At 60.2% G+C, this 14,577-nt stretch carries 15 protein-coding genes and 3 pseudogenes; 6 read left to right on the top strand and 12 right to left on the bottom strand.

Translation table 11 applies throughout. The annotated features are described in order from the left end of the window. Positions 1 to 48: 48 nt before the first annotated feature. Positions 49 to 465, bottom strand: a complete 417-nt coding sequence (locus ACW4PC_RS00540) for a rhodanese-like domain-containing protein (RefSeq protein ID WP_455872516.1) — start codon at positions 463 to 465, stop codon at positions 49 to 51. A gap of 69 nt (positions 466 to 534) precedes the next feature. Here ACW4PC_RS00540 and ftrA point away from each other — a divergent pair, with 69 nt between their 5' ends. After that, positions 535 to 1,524, top strand: coding sequence for a transcriptional regulator FtrA (ftrA, locus tag ACW4PC_RS00535; protein ID WP_455872515.1), 990 nt, complete (start codon positions 535 to 537; stop codon positions 1,522 to 1,524). Positions 1,525 to 1,705: 181 nt separating this feature from the next. Here the strand turns inward: ftrA and preA are convergent, their stop codons facing one another. From preA to ACW4PC_RS00515, 4 genes and pseudogenes are all read right to left on the bottom strand, one after another. After that, on the bottom strand, positions 1,706 to 3,019 hold the full coding sequence (gene preA, locus ACW4PC_RS00530; protein WP_455872514.1) for an NAD-dependent dihydropyrimidine dehydrogenase subunit PreA: 1,314 nt from the start codon (positions 3,017 to 3,019) through the stop codon (positions 1,706 to 1,708). Positions 3,020 to 3,031: 12 nt separating this feature from the next. Continuing rightward, positions 3,032 to 4,393, bottom strand: coding sequence for an NAD(P)-dependent oxidoreductase (locus tag ACW4PC_RS00525; protein ID WP_283068933.1), 1,362 nt, complete (start codon positions 4,391 to 4,393; stop codon positions 3,032 to 3,034). A gap of 398 nt (positions 4,394 to 4,791) precedes the next feature. After that, positions 4,792 to 5,746 (bottom strand): annotated as a pseudogene (locus ACW4PC_RS00520) (sensor histidine kinase). A 238-nt stretch (positions 5,747 to 5,984) separates the two neighbouring features. Beyond that, positions 5,985 to 6,779: a response regulator gene (locus tag ACW4PC_RS00515; protein WP_455872513.1), complete on the bottom strand. Its 795-nt coding sequence runs from the start codon at positions 6,777 to 6,779 to the stop codon at positions 5,985 to 5,987. 269 nt (positions 6,780 to 7,048) lie between these two features. Between ACW4PC_RS00515 and ACW4PC_RS00510 the strand changes: the two genes are divergently transcribed. The 4 genes and pseudogenes from ACW4PC_RS00510 (at position 7,049) to ACW4PC_RS00495 (ending at position 8,842) form a co-directional block, all read left to right on the top strand. Continuing rightward, positions 7,049 to 7,255, top strand: coding sequence for a NepR family anti-sigma factor (locus ACW4PC_RS00510; RefSeq protein WP_074069245.1), 207 nt, complete (start codon positions 7,049 to 7,051; stop codon positions 7,253 to 7,255). 10 nt (positions 7,256 to 7,265) lie between these two features. Next, positions 7,266 to 7,821, top strand: a pseudogene (locus tag ACW4PC_RS00505) (RNA polymerase sigma factor). 81 nt (positions 7,822 to 7,902) lie between these two features. After that, positions 7,903 to 8,007 (top strand): annotated as a pseudogene (locus ACW4PC_RS00500) (hypothetical protein); the annotation flags it as partial. Positions 8,008 to 8,410: 403 nt separating this feature from the next. After that, positions 8,411 to 8,842 (top strand): GNAT family N-acetyltransferase, encoded by a 432-nt coding sequence (locus ACW4PC_RS00495; protein ID WP_455872512.1) that lies wholly within the window; start codon positions 8,411 to 8,413, stop codon positions 8,840 to 8,842. 90 nt (positions 8,843 to 8,932) lie between these two features. Here ACW4PC_RS00495 and ACW4PC_RS00490 read toward each other — a convergent pair whose 3' ends face one another. The 7 genes from ACW4PC_RS00490 to hemP all read right to left on the bottom strand — a co-directional run bounded on the left by ACW4PC_RS00490 (position 8,933) and on the right by hemP (position 13,942). Next, positions 8,933 to 9,334: a hypothetical protein gene (locus tag ACW4PC_RS00490; protein ID WP_455872511.1), complete on the bottom strand. Its 402-nt coding sequence runs from the start codon at positions 9,332 to 9,334 to the stop codon at positions 8,933 to 8,935. A gap of 9 nt (positions 9,335 to 9,343) precedes the next feature. Next, entirely contained in the window at positions 9,344 to 9,691 is a 348-nt protein-coding gene (locus ACW4PC_RS00485; RefSeq protein WP_455872510.1) for a DUF883 family protein, read from the bottom strand. Between the two features lie 146 nt (positions 9,692 to 9,837). After that, the gene (locus tag ACW4PC_RS00480) at positions 9,838 to 10,632 is read right to left on the bottom strand and encodes a heme ABC transporter ATP-binding protein (RefSeq protein ID WP_455872509.1); all 795 of its coding nucleotides are present in this window, start codon (positions 10,630 to 10,632) and stop codon (positions 9,838 to 9,840) included. A 12-nt stretch (positions 10,633 to 10,644) separates the two neighbouring features. Continuing rightward, complete coding sequence (locus ACW4PC_RS00475; protein WP_455872508.1) at positions 10,645 to 11,760, bottom strand: FecCD family ABC transporter permease; 1,116 nt, start codon at positions 11,758 to 11,760, stop codon at positions 10,645 to 10,647. Position 11,761: 1 nt separating this feature from the next. Continuing rightward, positions 11,762 to 12,688 carry a heme/hemin ABC transporter substrate-binding protein gene (locus ACW4PC_RS00470; protein ID WP_455872507.1) on the bottom strand — a complete coding sequence of 309 codons (927 nt, stop codon included), beginning with the start codon at positions 12,686 to 12,688 and terminating at the stop codon, positions 11,762 to 11,764. A gap of 12 nt (positions 12,689 to 12,700) precedes the next feature. Beyond that, a complete protein-coding gene (locus ACW4PC_RS00465) occupies positions 12,701 to 13,753 on the bottom strand; it encodes a hemin-degrading factor (protein WP_455872506.1) in 1,053 nt (350 codons plus the stop codon). A gap of 9 nt (positions 13,754 to 13,762) precedes the next feature. Then, positions 13,763 to 13,942 (bottom strand): hemin uptake protein HemP, encoded by a 180-nt coding sequence (hemP, locus tag ACW4PC_RS00460; protein ID WP_455872505.1) that lies wholly within the window; start codon positions 13,940 to 13,942, stop codon positions 13,763 to 13,765. Between the two features lie 143 nt (positions 13,943 to 14,085). Between hemP and ACW4PC_RS00455 the strand changes: the two genes are divergently transcribed. Then, complete coding sequence (locus ACW4PC_RS00455) at positions 14,086 to 14,529, top strand: hypothetical protein (protein WP_455872504.1); 444 nt, start codon at positions 14,086 to 14,088, stop codon at positions 14,527 to 14,529. The last annotated feature ends 48 nt before the right edge of the window (positions 14,530 to 14,577 follow it).

The raw sequence follows: 14,577 nt of genomic DNA, 5'->3' as shown, positions 1-14,577 counted from the left end.
GCCCCATTTTGCGAAATACGCATCCGCAATAGCGTTAAAGGAGGTCCGTCACTGCGCGGCCATTGGGGCTTCACCGTCCGTAAAGGCGAAGCCCTCGTCAGCCCAGCCGGTCATGCCGCCGATCATGACCTTGACGGAGAGGCCGAGCCGCGCCAGGCGCAGCGCCGCCTTGTCGGTGCCGTTGCAATGGGGCCCGGCGCAATAGACGACGAAGAGCGTATCGGCCGGCCACTCCGACATGCGGTGGGCGGTCATCTTGCCATGCGGCAGGTTGATCGCGCCCGGCACATGCGAGCGGGAAAAGAGCGCCGGGGATCGAACGTCGATAAGGACGAAGTCAGCCTTGCCCGAGGAAATGGAGGCCTGGACGTCCCAGCAGTCCGTTTCGAAGGCGAGCTTGCGGGCGTAGCAGGCGGCGGTTTCCTCCGGGGAGGCGGCGGGTGTTTCGCTGACGGGGCTCGGCATGGTTTTCCTTTCACGGTTCGAGTTGCCGCCGACCATCGCCGATGTTATGGCATGGTGAAATTGGCTTTAATGACGGTTAGCGTAAAGATCATGCCAAATTCGCCCAGACGGCCGCATGTCGTCGTGCTTGCCTATGACGGGCTATGCACTTTCGAATTCGGTATTGCCTACGAAGTCTTCGGTCTTCCACGTCCGGAAATGGGCGAGGGCTGGTATCATTATTCGGTCTGCGGCGTCGAACCGGGGCCGCTCCGTGCTGCGGGCGGATTGAGCGTTTCGGCCGATCGCGGCCTGGAGGTTCTGGCCGAAGCCGATCTCATCGTCGTGCCGGGCTGGCGGTCGATCGATGCGCCGGTGCCGGCGCCTTTGATCGATGCGCTGTGTCAGGCTCATGAGCGCGGTGCCCGTATCATGTCGCTCTGCTCCGGCGTTGCCGTGCTTGCCGCGTCCGGTCTTTTGAGCGGCCGGCGTGCGACGACGCACTGGCGCTATGTCGCGTCGCTCGCAGCGCGCTATCCGCAGATCGCCTTCGATGCGAGCGTTCTTTACATGGACGAGGGCAGTATCCTGACGGCCGCGGGCAGTGCGGCCGGCATTGATCTATGCTTGCACGTCGTGCGCGGTGATTTTGGCGCAGAAGCCGCAAACAGTGTGGCGCGCCGTCTGGTAGTTCCGCCGCATCGCGAAGGCGGGCAGGCGCAATTCATCAGCGCGCCCGTGCTCGAAGAGCGGGAGGGAATGCGGCTAGGGCCGCTGCTCCAATGGATGCGGGAGCGGCTGGACGAGGAGCAGTCGATCAGCCTGCTGGCGCAAAAGGCGGGCATGAGCCTGCGCACCTTCCAGCGCCGCTTCGAAAAGTCGACGGGCCTCAGTGTGGGCGAATGGCTGCTCAAAGAGCGGCTTCGCCACGCCCGCAATCTCCTGGAAAAGGAACTTGCCGCATCGCTTGACGACATCGCCGCCGCCAGCGGCTTCGGCACACTGGCGACGATGCGGCATCATTTCCGCAAGCGGCTCGGGACAAGCCCGAGTGCCTACAGGAAGTCGTTCGGGGTTTAGTTGCGGGGCGCGCGCCATGTTGCTGCCCCTCACCCTCACCCTCGCATGCGGGGAGAGGGTAGGCACCATGCTCAAGGTCGAGAAAGCCCAAACGGTGCGGCCTACTTCCTTCTCCCCGCCTGCGGGGAGAAGGTGGCGGCAGCCGGATGAGGGCATCGCCGCAGTCTTGCGAGGTCGCGACCTACTCTGCCGCCTGTCTTGCCATCGGGTTGTTCGGGTGGGTCGTCCAGTTGGCGTAGTTCGGGTCGACGAGACGGCCCGTGCGCTTGTCAAGCGCACCGGCGGGCAGGGCTTCCAGGGTGATGCAGTTTTCGACCGGGCAGACGTTGACGCAAAGGTTGCAGCCGACGCATTCGTCTTCCATCACCTCGAAATGGCGCATGCCGTTGACGAACTGCGTGATCGCCTGATGCGAGGTGTCCTCGCAGGCGATGTGACAGCGGCCACATTTGATGCAGGCGTCTTGGTCGATCTTTGCCTTGGCGACATAGTTGAGGTTCAGATACTGCCAGTCGGAGACGTTCGGAACAGCACGGCCGGTGATATCGTCGAGCGACCTGTGGCCCTTGGCGTCCATCCAGTCGGAGAGCCCGGTGATCATCTCCTGCACGATCTTGAAGCCATAGGTCATGGCCGCGGTGCAGACCTGCACGTTGCCGGCGCCGAGCGCCAGGAACTCGGCAGCATCGCGCCAGGTGGTCACCCCGCCGATACCGGAGATCGGCAGGCCATAGGTTTCCGGATCGCGGGCGATCTCGGCCACCATGTTGAGCGCAATCGGCTTCACCGCCGGGCCGCAATAACCGCCATGGCTGCCGCGGCCATCGATCGACGGTTCAGGCGAAAACGTGTCGAGATTGACCGCGGTGATCGAGTTGATCGTGTTGATCAGCGAGACGGCGTCCGTACCGCCGGCCTTGGCGGCGCGTGCCGGCTTGCGGATGTCGGTGATGTTCGGCGTCAGCTTGGTGATGACCGGCATGCGCGTGTACTGCTTGCACCAGCGCACGACCATCTCGATATATTCCGGCACCTGCCCGACCGCGGAGCCCATGCCGCGTTCGGACATTCCGTGAGGACAGCCGAAATTGAGTTCGATGCCGTCGGCGCCGGTTTCCTCCACGAGCGGCAGGATCGCCTTCCAGGCATCTTCCTCGCAGGGAACCATGATCGAGGCGATCAGGGCGCGGTCCGGCCAGTTCATCTTCACCTGCTTCATTTCGCGCAGGTTGGTGTAAAGGTCGCGGTCGGTAATGAGCTCGATATTGTTGAGACCCAGGAGGCGGCGGTCGGCGCCCCAGATCGCGCCGTAGCGCGGGCCGTTGACGTTGACGACGGGCGGGCCTTCCTCGCCGAGCGTCTTCCAGACGACGCCGCCCCAGCCCGCTTTGAAGGCGCGCTCGACGTTATAGGCCTTGTCGGTCGGCGGCGCGGAGGCCAGCCAGAACGGGTTGGGCGACTTGATGCCGACGAAATTGTTGCGGAGATCAGCCATTGTTCATTCTCCTCACGCGACGGCGACGGCTGGCTGCGCACCGGCAGCAAGCGTACGGTTGATGGATTCGGCAGCATCGCGGCCTTGCGCGACGGCAGATACGGTCAGGTCATCGCCGCCGAAGACGCAGTCGCCGCCCGCCCAGACGCCGTCGAGCGAGGTGCGACCTTCGCCGTCGATGGCGATCCGGCCGGATTCCATGCGCAGCGAACCGAGACCGGATGCTTCAAAGGTCTGGCCGATCGCCTTGAAAATCTGATCGGCGGCGATGACGCCGGTTTCGCCGGTCGTGACGAGACGGCCGTTGGCGAGCTTGGTATATTCCACCTCGATCGCGGCGACCTTGCCGTCCTGCGACAGGATGGACTTCGGCGCCAGCCAGTGGCGGATGATGACGCCCTTGGACGTCGCGAGGTCCTGCTCGAACTCCGAGGCGTTCATGTGCTCCTTGCCGCGGCGGTAGCAAATCGTCACTTCTTCGGCGCCAAGCAGTTTGGCCTGAACGGCCGCATCGATGGCGGTCATGCCGCCGCCGAGAACGACGACGCGGCGTCCGACGGCAACGTCCGCCTTGTTCGTGGCTTGACGGAGACCGGCGATGAAATCGACCGCGTCATCGACACCCGGCAGGTTCTCACCATCGACGCGCAACGCATTGACACCGGCAAGGCCGATTCCGAGGAAGACGGCGTCGTACTGAGACTGCAGATCGGCAAGCGAGAAATCACGGCCAAGCTGCTGGCCGTGGCGGACTTCGATACCGCCGATCGAAAGCACGTAATCCACTTCCTTCTGGGCAAAGTCGTCGACGGCTTTATAAGTGGCGATGCCATATTCATTCAGGCCGCCCGATTTCGACTTGCTGTCGTAGATGGCGACGTCGTGGCCTTTCACCGCAAGGCGGTGAGCGGCGGCAAGGCCGGCCGGGCCGGCGCCGACAACGGCGATCTTCTTACCGGTCGAGGCGGCGCGTTCATAAAACTGCCTGCCTGCCTGAATAGCCGTATCAGTCGCGTAACGCTGAAGGCGGCCGATCTCCACGGGCTTTTCCTCTGCGGTATTGCGCACGCAGGCCTGTTCGCAGAGCTCTTCGGTGGGACAGACGCGGGCGCACATGCCGCCCAAAATGTTCTGATCGAAGATCGTCTTGGCCGAACCGATCGGGTTGCCGGTTGCAATCTGACGGATGAAGAGCGGGATGTCGATGGAGGTGGGACAGGCCGTCATGCACGGCGCATCATAGCAAAAATAGCAGCGGTCGGCGGCCACCAGCGCCTCATGCTTGTCGAGGCGCGGGTGCAGATCGGAAAAATTAGTTTCATACTCGGCGGTCGAGAGCCGGCCGGAATGAATCCCAGTTTCCAGTCGTTCCATTGAAGTTCCCTCGTTATTGGTAAACGGCTAGTGAGAGAAAGCGTAACTCAGGATAAAAAATTTATCAAACGGTAAAATTTTGAAACGTATATTCGCATAAGTGACTGTTTTTGTTATTTTAGGTCGCGGCGTGGAGCACGTATGCTTATCCTCCATGAGGGCAGGCATTCGCCACCTTGCAAAAAAGATTCATAAAAATTCAATTTTTTTCGGATCCGGCGGAACCAAAGGTCAACGCGGTCGTTATTGCGGCATCCGGATGATGATCGCATCGACCCAACATGCGCGCCCCCAACCCATCATCCGGATTACTCACGGTCCCCTCCCGATGAGTGAAAACAGCCAGTGCGCCGCCCTCGCACTGGCTGTTTTTTGTTCTGGGCCAGCAACGGCGAAACTCAGGGGCGCTTGAGGATTTCGAATTCCGTCTCGGGGATCTGCAGGAAATATTCGATACGGCCAGGGACGAGCCGGAGCTCCGCCTTGCCGCTCATGGACGAGGGAACGACGCGTTCCAGCACGGTCTTGCCGAAGCTGTTTTCACTGAACTCGTGAATCTCTGTCCGGTTCGGCAGGATTTCCACCCAGGCGATCTCGATCGCCTTCTTGCCGTTGTGCGTCGCTTCCTTGCAGTTCAGGGTGATCGAAGACGCGCCGCCGGAAATTGCGCCGTAGGAGGCCGAATTGACGATGAGCTCATGAAGCGCCAATCCGAGATGTACGGCGGCATTCGGCGTCATATGCGCATTGATTCCGAAGATCGGCATGGAGCCTGCCGTTTCCGGCCAATAGGGTGCGAACTGCTTTTCCGCAAGGTCGAAGAGATAGGCGCCGCGCCAGCTGGAATCCGTAATCAGATCCTGCGAGTTGGAAAGCGATTGAAGGCGACCGCGGAACTTTGCAAGGAAGCTGTCGAGCGACAGCGTATTGCGGGCCGTTTGCGTCGCGATGCCCTGAATGATCGCGAGCAGATTCTTCGAGCGGTGCGACAGTTCGCGCAGCAGCGATTTCAGCACTTTTTCACGGTGTCGCAGCTCGGTGACCTCGGAGATGACCGAAAGAATCCCGAGCGAGCCACCGTTATTGATGCGCTGTACTTTGAGTTCGTAGGTCCGGACCTCGCCATCGACGTCCATATCGATCTCGGCATTCGTCGCCGTCCCGGTTTCGAGCACCTTGAACTTGAGTGTCCTCAGATAATCGCCGTGCGCCTTGCCGAAGAGGTCGCTGTCGCTGCCGCCGGCGAAAAACAGTTCGGCGAAATGGCGGGGAAGATTTTCGGCGTAGGAAAGTGTCAGCGTGGAGATCCTGGAAGAGAATCGAAATTCCGGCGCTGTTCAGCGCCCGCTCCATCATCGCGGACTTGCCCTCCAGCGCGAAAGGCTTGCCGGTTAATGGTTCTGTCGTATTCACCAGGCCGCCTTTCCTTCGATCCTTCTTGCGCAGCTGGAAAGAGGTTGCCATTTCAGGAACCCCGCTGGTCATATTATGACCAAGCGTTGGAGAAACCGTTAAAGCTGTTGCCGGAGCGGCCCAGCTAGCTGGGAACGCCTCGCAATTGGCTTTGTTCCGTCGCTTTGACGGTTCGGCTTCATGCCGCAACCTTGGTGGATTCATTGAAGAATAGCGCCTGGCTGATCAAAGCCTTGACCATGTCTGGATTGAAGGGCTTGGTGACCAGGAATGTCGGTTCCGGCCGCTCGCCTGTCAAAAGGCGCTCTGGAAAAGCGGTGATGAAAATCACGGGCACGCTTGATGTCTTCAGGATGTCGTTCACGGCGTCGATGCCGGAACTGCCGTCGGCAAGCTGGATATCCGCAAGGACCATGTTCGGCTTGGTCTTGTTGTAAAGAGCAACGGCCTCGGAATGCGTGCGGGCGATTCCAGTCACCTTGTGGCCGAGGCTTTCGACCATCTGCTCGATATCCATCGCGATCAGCGGTTCGTCTTCGATGATCATGATATCGGTTGCCACCTGGCGCGAGATCTCCTGCGAGGCCTTGTCGAGCAGGCTCATCACTTCCTGGTCGTCGCTCTCGAGGATGTCGGCGATTTCGCCGACGCGGAAATTCTCGACCGACGCGAGGATGAAGGCCTGGCGGGCAAGCGGCGAGACCTTGCTGAGGTTTACGGTCGCACGCTGCTCCCAGGCGTAAGGCGACGCCGGCTCGGGAATCTGGATGGCAGTGGAACCAAACAGTTTCGTGAACAGTTTGTAGAGTGCGACGCGGTCGTTCTCGGTATCCGGGAAAATGGAGATGTCGGCGATGATCGCTTCCAAAACTGCGGCAACGTAAGCATCACCCGAAGTCTGGGTGCCGGTAAGCGCGCGGGAATAACGACGCAAATAAGGAAGATGCGGCGCAATTCGAGTAGAAAGTGTCATTAAAAACTCCCGTCCGTAGGCCATAACTGGCTCTAATGTAGTGGAAACGTCGCGCTATTAAAAAAGTTCCAGTATATGCGGAACTTTTTTCACAGCCTTGCATTATGGTGGCGACGAATGAAGGGCGTACCGCGATTTTGAGCCTCGATGAACGGCAAGTATCTGAGCACCAACCGCCTCGAGCGGCGGAGGGTGCTGTTGGCATATCAAGCCGCAGCGCAAACGTATCGTCCATTCAGACAAAGACAACGGCGAGAAGCGACGAGTTTATGAAAAAGCAGCAGAACGAAGAACAGAACCAGCGGCGGCTGGAAATGCGCGCGAGCGATATCCTCGATCCAAACAACCAGATCGGCGTCAAACTGCGGTCCCTTTATGCAGCCGCACAGGACGAGGCGATCCCCGATCGTTTTCTCGATCTGCTCGAGAAGCTGGACCAGGCTGAGATGATGGCTTCGGCCAAACTGGCCGAATAAGGGCGAGCTGATGGATAAGGCTAAACCAAGCTTCAAACGCGAACTGCTGGCGGCGTTGCCGAGTCTGCGTGCATTCGCGATTTCGCTGATCGGCCGGCACGATCGAGCCGACGACTTGGTGCAGGACACCATCATGAAGGCCTGGGGCAAAGCAGGATCACTTCGAGATGGGCACCAACATGAAGGCCTGGCTTTTCACAATCCTGCGCAACGAACTCTATAGCCAGATGCGTAAGAGCGGCCGCGAGATCCAGGACAGCGACGGCCTTTTCACCGAATCCATGGCGATGCATCCGGCCCAATACGGCGCGCTCGACCTGCAGGATTTCAAGAAGGCGCTTGACCAACTGCCGCCGGATCAGCGCGAGGCGATCATTCTCGTCGGCGCATCAGGCTTCTCTTACGAAGAAGCCGCGGAGATCTGCGGATGCGCCGTCGGCACCATCAAGAGCCGCGTCAATCGTGCACGCCAGCGGCTCCAGGAACTGCTGCAGATCTCCGGCGAAGCGGATTTCGGCCCGGATTCGACGTCCGCGCCGCTGACGTCAAAGGCCTTCGCCTTCTGATCCACGCGTTGAATGGGAGGAAAAAACCTCCTCGATTGAACTGACTCCCGAAAGTTGGACATCAACCTTCGGGGGTTTTGCATGTCCAAGCACAGCGAAGCTTTTAAGTTTTCTGTTGTGGAGTTTTTTCAGAAGGGCGATCGTGGCTTTCGGGAGGTCGGTGCGCATTTCGGCGTCGATCATGCGACGGTGAGTAAATGGGTGGCGATCCATAAAGCTCATGGTGCTGAAGGCCTTGTAAAGAAGTTCAGCCACTACGACGCCGCGTTCAAGCTATCAGTTCTCCAGCGGATGTGGGAGCATGGGCTGTCGTGCGGCCGAAGAAGTATCGCTCCTACAAGGGCAGTCTGGGGCGCAGAGCTCCCGATCTCATCAAACGGCAGTTCAGCGCAAAGGCGATCAATCAGAAATGGGTGATCTCTCGCCAGTCATGGACCGTCAACTGTCCACCTTTATGGGATCAGTTCACAGGCGCCGGCTTTTTGTTGTGCAAGAGATGAAGACTAGCCCTGAAAACTCGAAGAGAGCCGCTGTTGATCCCGACCGAGGATTTTGCGACTCTTAGTTCAATGAGAGCGGGAGGTGTCTGATGGTGCAACGACTTGTGCGAGTGGAGGATGAGGGGGACTGGAAAGCCTATCACTCCATTCGCCGTCGAGTTTTTTTTGAGTTGCGTGGTCGCAATGACTACGATCCGTTGCACCCCGATGAGTATCGAGATGGGCACATTCCCCTATTGTACAAGATCGATGGAAATGCAGTCGGTACGGTTCGCCTAGATATCGCACATGACAACGGATTAGCCGGAACAGTCCGCCTCGTTGCCGTTCTGCCAGAGCGCCAAGGGAAAGGGGTCGGGGCTGCGATGATGCTTGAACTGGAGAAGCTGGCCTTGAGGAAAGGACTACGTCGTCTACAGGTTCACGCCGCACGGGATGCAGTAGGGTTTTACCAGAAGCAAGGCTGGGAAATGGTCGACCACCACGAGCAGTCACCTATCATGATCAAACGGATTAGCTGACTCCGCCTCCTAACGCGCTACAGACCCCTTGTGGCACTTGCTACATAATCCCGCAAAAGTGCGAGCGAAACTGGCTAGAGGTCAGGATCCCTAGTCGCGGTGTTTGGAGCCCATCAGGTTTGTTGCAACGAGCGCGGCTAGCACGCCGGCCGTCAGAAGCGGCTGTGAACGGACAAGGCTGATGCCGACGGCTGCCAGCGACTCGATCGCCAGGCGGCGCTCCTGCGCGCGACGCGCTTCCTGTGCGTTCATGATCTTCATGACGATCAGCACGACGATGCCGATCAGCAGCGCGCATGCCGCAAGAAAGAGCGCAGCACCCACTGCGCCGTAGATGTCCGCGAGCCAGATTGTCCCGGCTGTCACCGCAAGCACATAGGCGCTCAGAAGGAAGATTGCGGCGAGCACGATGAAAATACCGTTGCGCTTGGTTCGCGCAACGGTCCTGTGAAAACTGTTTCCTATCAAAAGGCTGAGGATCGGAAAGAGCATCGATCCTCCTTAGCGGCGTGCGAGGAGCGCGAGCACGAGGCCGAAGGCGGCCGCCGCACCGATCGTTGCGATCGGATGCCTGCGTACCGTATGGCGAACTTCATTTGCGCCGCGCAGATAGCTCTCCTGCAGATCGTGGAGGAGGTCTTCGCTGCGGCCAAGGAGTTCGTCATAGCCAGCAGCCGCCTGATAGCGGAGCTTTTCGCCGCGCCGTCGCGAATTCTTCGCAACCAGCTTCGTCAGGGTCGCGATTTCGTCGCGTAGGCTTTCGATCTGGTCCTCGATCGTGGATTCGATGTCGTGAAGCGTATTGTTGCCATGGCGCCGGCCGCGAATGGACGGGAGGATTGAAGCCATGATGCTCTCCTTGGAATGGGCGCGCGCAAAGTCGCGGGCCGGTTTTAAACGAGGTCAGCACCGATCATTGCAATAAGTCGTATCGCCCGGCATTGATCCAAATCATCGACACGACAACGCGCTGGCCAATCAAAAGTTCCGGCGGGTTAGCGGCCGGCAAGCGCGCTGTGAGCCAGGACAAAGGGTGTTCCGTCCATCGGAACCTGATTGATGCGCAGCGGGCATCCAAATACAGATCGCATGCGCTCGTCGGTGAGCACGTCGCTGACGCTGCCGGCAGCGGCTAGGCCCCCGGCTTTCATGAGGACGATCTGGTCCGCGAAAAGAGCGGTCAGGTTGAGATCGTGCATGACCGCGATCACGCCGCCGCCTGCGTCGCAGAACTTCCGCGCAAGGCTCATGATCGTCAGCTGATGGCTTATGTCGAGGCTGGAGACCGGCTCATCGAGCAACAGCCAGCAGGGTTTTCCATCCACGACCGGCTCGCAGATCTGGCACAGCACGCGCGCAAGCTGGACGCGCTGCTGTTCGCCGCCCGAAAGCTCCTGGTAGAAACGGCCTTCGAAGCCTCCGAGGTCGACGGCGGCGAGCGCCCGTGCCGCGATCTGCTCTGACTGTTCGGGGTGCAGGTTCAGCCCTGTCGTCAGTCCCATGCGCACGACCTCGCGCACTGTGAAGGGAAAGGAGATGGCGCTTGCCTGCGGCAGCACGCCGCGAATGGCGGCCAGCTGCCAGGGTTGCATTGTCTTGACCTCTTCGCCGTTGATGCGCACGGAGCCGTCGCAGGAAAGCTCGCCGGAGATCGCCTTCATTGTGGTCGTCTTGCCGGAGCCGTTCGGTCCGGCGATCGCCGTCAACTGGCCGGCCTTCGCCGTAAGGCTGATGTCATGCACGATTGTCTTGCCCGACAGGCGGACCGAGATGCCGGAAAGTTCGATCATCGAAATTCACTTTTAGAGCGCAAGCCGCGAGCGCTGCCGCAACAATATCCAGAGGAAGAAGGGACCGCCGACTGCAGCCGTGATGATGCCGATCGGCAATTCGGCGGGCGCGACGATGGTGCGCGCCAGAACGTCGGCGAAGATCAAGAGCGAGCCGCCGAGGAGAGCGGAGGCTGGCAGCAAATAGCGATGGTCGGGGCCGATGATCATGCGTAGCAGATGCGGCACGACAATGCCGACAAAACCGATACCACCGCTGACGGCAACCGATGCGCCGGTTGCGGCGGCAACGGTTACGATCGCGGTATTCTTCAGCCGCTGAACCGGGACGCCCATATGAAACGCCGCCGCTTCACCAAGTGTTATGGCATTCAGTCCGCGCGCCATGAAGGGCAGGACTGCGAAGGATGCCAGAATGATCGGCGCGGCGGCGGCGATCTTCATCCAGGTTGCGCCTGCGAGCGAGCCCATGGACCAGAAAGTGAGATCGCGAAGCTGCTGGTCGTTGGCGATATAGGTCAAAAGACCTGTCATCGCACCCGTCAGAGCTCCGAGCGCGATCCCCGCCAACAGCATCGTGGCGACCGAGGTCTGGCCATTGGTCGTTGCGATCCGGTAAAGCAGCAACGTCGTAACAAGGCCACCGCCGAAAGCTGCAACCGGCAGGGCATAGATCCCGAGCAGCGCAAGGAACGGCATGGCGATCGTTCCGCCGAGCACGATCATCACAACGGCGCCGAAGCTCGCTCCGGACGACACGCCGACGAGGCCGGGATCGGCAAGCGGATTGCGGAACAGTCCCTGCATCACAGCGCCGGAGACGGCGAGCGAGCCGCCGACGAGAAAGCCGAGGATGGCCCGCGGCATCCGGATGTCGAAGATGATGATCCGGTCGCGCATGTTGAGCGCCGTCTCCGAACCCGCCACGTTTGCAATCACGTCGACAATCGAGGCATCCGAGGCGCCGGTCGTCACCGAAAATAGCAGCGAGAAGACGGAACCCACCACGAGCAGGCCGATCACGAGGAGCGCCAGCCGCCCCCGATCGCCTGCCTTGCGGTGCTCGCGAAGCGCGGCTATCGAAAAAAGTGATCGTTTCTGTCCCGTCATGGCGTCCAGCAGAGCCATCTTAGCCCCCGTAGATTGCCGCGTTCAATTCGCGGACGGCGCCTGCGGTGCGCGGGCCGAAGCCGAGCAGGTGCAGGCCATCCATGCGGATGACGGCCTTCTTCTGGGCCGCGGGGGTCAGTGCCAGCGCCGGCTGCTTGAAGAGGTCGTCGTTGGCGGCCGCGTGACTGCCCTGACGGTTCATCATCAGGATCACATCGGGCTTTGCCTCGACGATCGCCTCATCAGTCACCGGCTTGTAGCCTGAGAAGCTGCCGACGGCATTGATGGCGCCCGCGAGCTTGATGATGCCATCAGCCGCCGTGTCCGTGCCGGAGGCCATGATCTTGCCGCCCTGCGTGCTGAGGATGAAAAGCACGCGCTTGCGCTCCGCTTGAGGCCGCTTGCCGGCATCGACGATCGCGGCATCCAGATCGGCGCCAACCTTGGTTTCCAGCGCCCTGGCCTTGTCGGGCACGGCAAGCAGTGTGCCGATCGTGTCGATCTTCGTCAGGATGCCTGCGCGATCGTAGGTATTCGGAACCGTCTCGAACGGCACGCTGGCGTTCTTGAGGACGGTCAGCGCTTCCGGCGGACCCGATCCTTCGACAGCGATGATCGCGGTCGGGTTGACGGCAAGGATGCCTTCCGGAGAGAGAGCCCGCATATAGCCCACGTCCGGCAGCTTCATGGCCGCTTCGGGATAGGTGCTGGTGGAATCACGGGCGATGAGGCGGCTTTCTTCGCCGAGCGCATAGACGATTTCCGTCACGTCGCCGCCGACGGCGACGAGGCGCGAGGTGTCGATCTTTTTCGGTTCCTCGGCCTGCGCCGCCCGGATGAAGCTATTCTCCGCCGTTGCAGCGGGCAGCAAAGGCAGCGCCATGACGGCCGCCGTCAGCGCCAGTTCGCAAAGCCGGAGGCGGCGCACGCTCGAAGGTATTTTCATCGTTCCGCTCCTTTACGCTGCAATGCTCGTTCCGGCCTTCGGCAGGCTTTCGATGATCTCGCGCCAATCGGTACGCTCGTCGAAACCTTCCTTCCGCTTGCCGAAGAACTGGATGATCATTTCGCCCTTGGCGTCATAGGCTTCCAGCGAAGTGACATGGCCGTCCTTGGTGGGCTTGCGCACGGCCCAGGTCTCGGCGATGTGGTCCTGGCGCAGATGCAGGTGGAAGGTGGGATCCATGATGTTGATCCAGGGTCCCATCGCCTGAACGTTGAAGATCGGGCCGGAGTGGATCTGCACGATGCCGTTGTTCGCGACAAAGCACATGATCGGCAGACCGGCTTTGACGGAGGCGTGCATCATTTCGGCCGTCGCCGTGTTGTCGAGCTTCCAGGCGTAATCGTCGCCGACCGTGCGCAGCGCGGCCTGGCGGCCGATTTTCAGGCGCTTCAGCATGCCGAAGAATTCATGTGTGTCCGTGAGTTTGCTCCAGTTGTCGCGCAGCTCGTCGCGGCCGACGTCGCCGCTCTCATCTTCTGAAGCGGAGATTTCGGCTTCGACGAATTCCTGCGACTGGTCGTCGAGCTTCAGATCAGCGACGATCGAGCGGTAGGCCTCGACGTTCGAATTCGGACGCAGATGCACCTTGTGGACCGCGTTGCCCGTCTTGTCGAAATACTGCAGGCTGAGGCGTTCCTCGTCGCCATTCTTCTTCGTGACGGCAAAGCCATAGGCCCAGCGGCTCGGGAAGATGCGAAGGTCGATGTTTTCGCCGAGCACGATTGCGCCCTGCATGCCCATTTTGATGTTTTCGAAAACGCCGATCTTTTCGTGGACGGCACTTTCATTGCGCGACAGCGCCATGACTTCGCCGAGTTCGGCCACGCGCTCCAGAAGCTTCAGCGCGCTGGCGTCAATGCGGGTCGCGGAAATACCGACTTCGGCGGCGACGAGGGCCGCTTCGGAAATGTTCAGCCGCGCTGCGATATCGCGCTCGCGGATCTGCGGATTTTCGGCGCGGAACGCGCGAATCTCGGCCGGTGCCGGTCTGGTCTCATCGGTCATCTGCTACCCTTACTTATTGAGAATGAGTTTGCCCTGCCGGGTAATTTTCATGCGGTAGACCACGCCGTCATGCCGGATCATGATCTCGTTCGCGCCGCGGAAAATGTCCGCGCTTTCGACGGTGCGAATTTCGACTGCCTCCCTCGGGAGAGGTGCATGCTTAAAGGTGTCTGGCTTCTCAACCATCATTTCGGTTGGCAATTTCCGCTGGTGCCGAGGGCTTGTTTTCCTCCGGCCTTGATACAATTATCTTGACTTTCATAGTCACCATTTTTTAAAGACGCAATAGAAGACTTAAAAACTCAAGTTTTAGAAATTAATGGAGAAGCGGTATGGCGGCGGGCAGATTTGCGGCACTTGTGGCAGGCGGATTTATGGCGGCTGGAAGTCTTTGCCCCGCTTATGCGCAGGATGCCGCCGCAGCCGTCCCCGCGAATACCCTCGAAGTCGAGTTGAATGCCCTGACGCCCTCGCAGAAGGGCTGCATGATGACCTTCGTGGCGCTCAACAAGCTCGCCGCATCCGTCAACAAGATCTCTTTCGAGCTTGCCTTCTTCAACGACAAGAACGCCGTCGACAAGATCACCGTGCTCGACTTCCGCGATCTGCCGCAGGGCAAGAAGCGGGTGCGGCAGTTCGACATGCCGAATGTGAAGTGCGAGGCCGTGACCCGCATTCTCATCAACGATACGCCGGTCTGCGACGGCCCGGCAGCGGGCGAATGCATGAAAGGTCTCGTTACCCGTTCGCAGATTTCCGTTCCCTTTGAGGGGTGAGCAACTCGCGCCGGAGATGATCTCCGGCGGGCTTCAGTTTCAAACCGG

The organism is Rhizobium yanglingense (assembly GCF_977109285.1).
Note: the sequence above shows the minus strand (reverse complement) of the source record. Positions and strands in the feature narration are given on the sequence as shown.

Coding starts and splice junctions, on each gene's coding strand:
- ACW4PC_RS00480 (WP_455872509.1), bottom strand. CDS start 10,632: ATGATCGAACTTTCCGGCATCTCGGTCCGCCTGTCGGGCAAGACAATC.
- ACW4PC_RS00540 (WP_455872516.1), bottom strand. CDS start 465: ATGCCGAGCCCCGTCAGCGAAACACCCGCCGCCTCCCCGGAGGAAACC.
- ACW4PC_RS00485 (WP_455872510.1), bottom strand. CDS start 9,691: ATGGCTTCAATCCTCCCGTCCATTCGCGGCCGGCGCCATGGCAACAAT.
- ftrA (WP_455872515.1), top strand. CDS start 535: ATGACGGTTAGCGTAAAGATCATGCCAAATTCGCCCAGACGGCCGCAT.
- ACW4PC_RS00455 (WP_455872504.1), top strand. CDS start 14,086: ATGGCGGCGGGCAGATTTGCGGCACTTGTGGCAGGCGGATTTATGGCG.
- preA (WP_455872514.1), bottom strand. CDS start 3,019: ATGGCTGATCTCCGCAACAATTTCGTCGGCATCAAGTCGCCCAACCCG.
- ACW4PC_RS00475 (WP_455872508.1), bottom strand. CDS start 11,760: ATGGCTCTGCTGGACGCCATGACGGGACAGAAACGATCACTTTTTTCG.
- ACW4PC_RS00465 (WP_455872506.1), bottom strand. CDS start 13,753: ATGACCGATGAGACCAGACCGGCACCGGCCGAGATTCGCGCGTTCCGC.
- ACW4PC_RS00470 (WP_455872507.1), bottom strand. CDS start 12,688: ATGAAAATACCTTCGAGCGTGCGCCGCCTCCGGCTTTGCGAACTGGCG.
- ACW4PC_RS00490 (WP_455872511.1), bottom strand. CDS start 9,334: ATGCTCTTTCCGATCCTCAGCCTTTTGATAGGAAACAGTTTTCACAGG.
- ACW4PC_RS00525 (WP_283068933.1), bottom strand. CDS start 4,393: ATGGAACGACTGGAAACTGGGATTCATTCCGGCCGGCTCTCGACCGCC.
- hemP (WP_455872505.1), bottom strand. CDS start 13,942: ATGATGGTTGAGAAGCCAGACACCTTTAAGCATGCACCTCTCCCGAGG.
- ACW4PC_RS00510 (WP_074069245.1), top strand. CDS start 7,049: ATGAAAAAGCAGCAGAACGAAGAACAGAACCAGCGGCGGCTGGAAATG.
- ACW4PC_RS00495 (WP_455872512.1), top strand. CDS start 8,411: ATGGTGCAACGACTTGTGCGAGTGGAGGATGAGGGGGACTGGAAAGCC.
- ACW4PC_RS00515 (WP_455872513.1), bottom strand. CDS start 6,779: ATGACACTTTCTACTCGAATTGCGCCGCATCTTCCTTATTTGCGTCGT.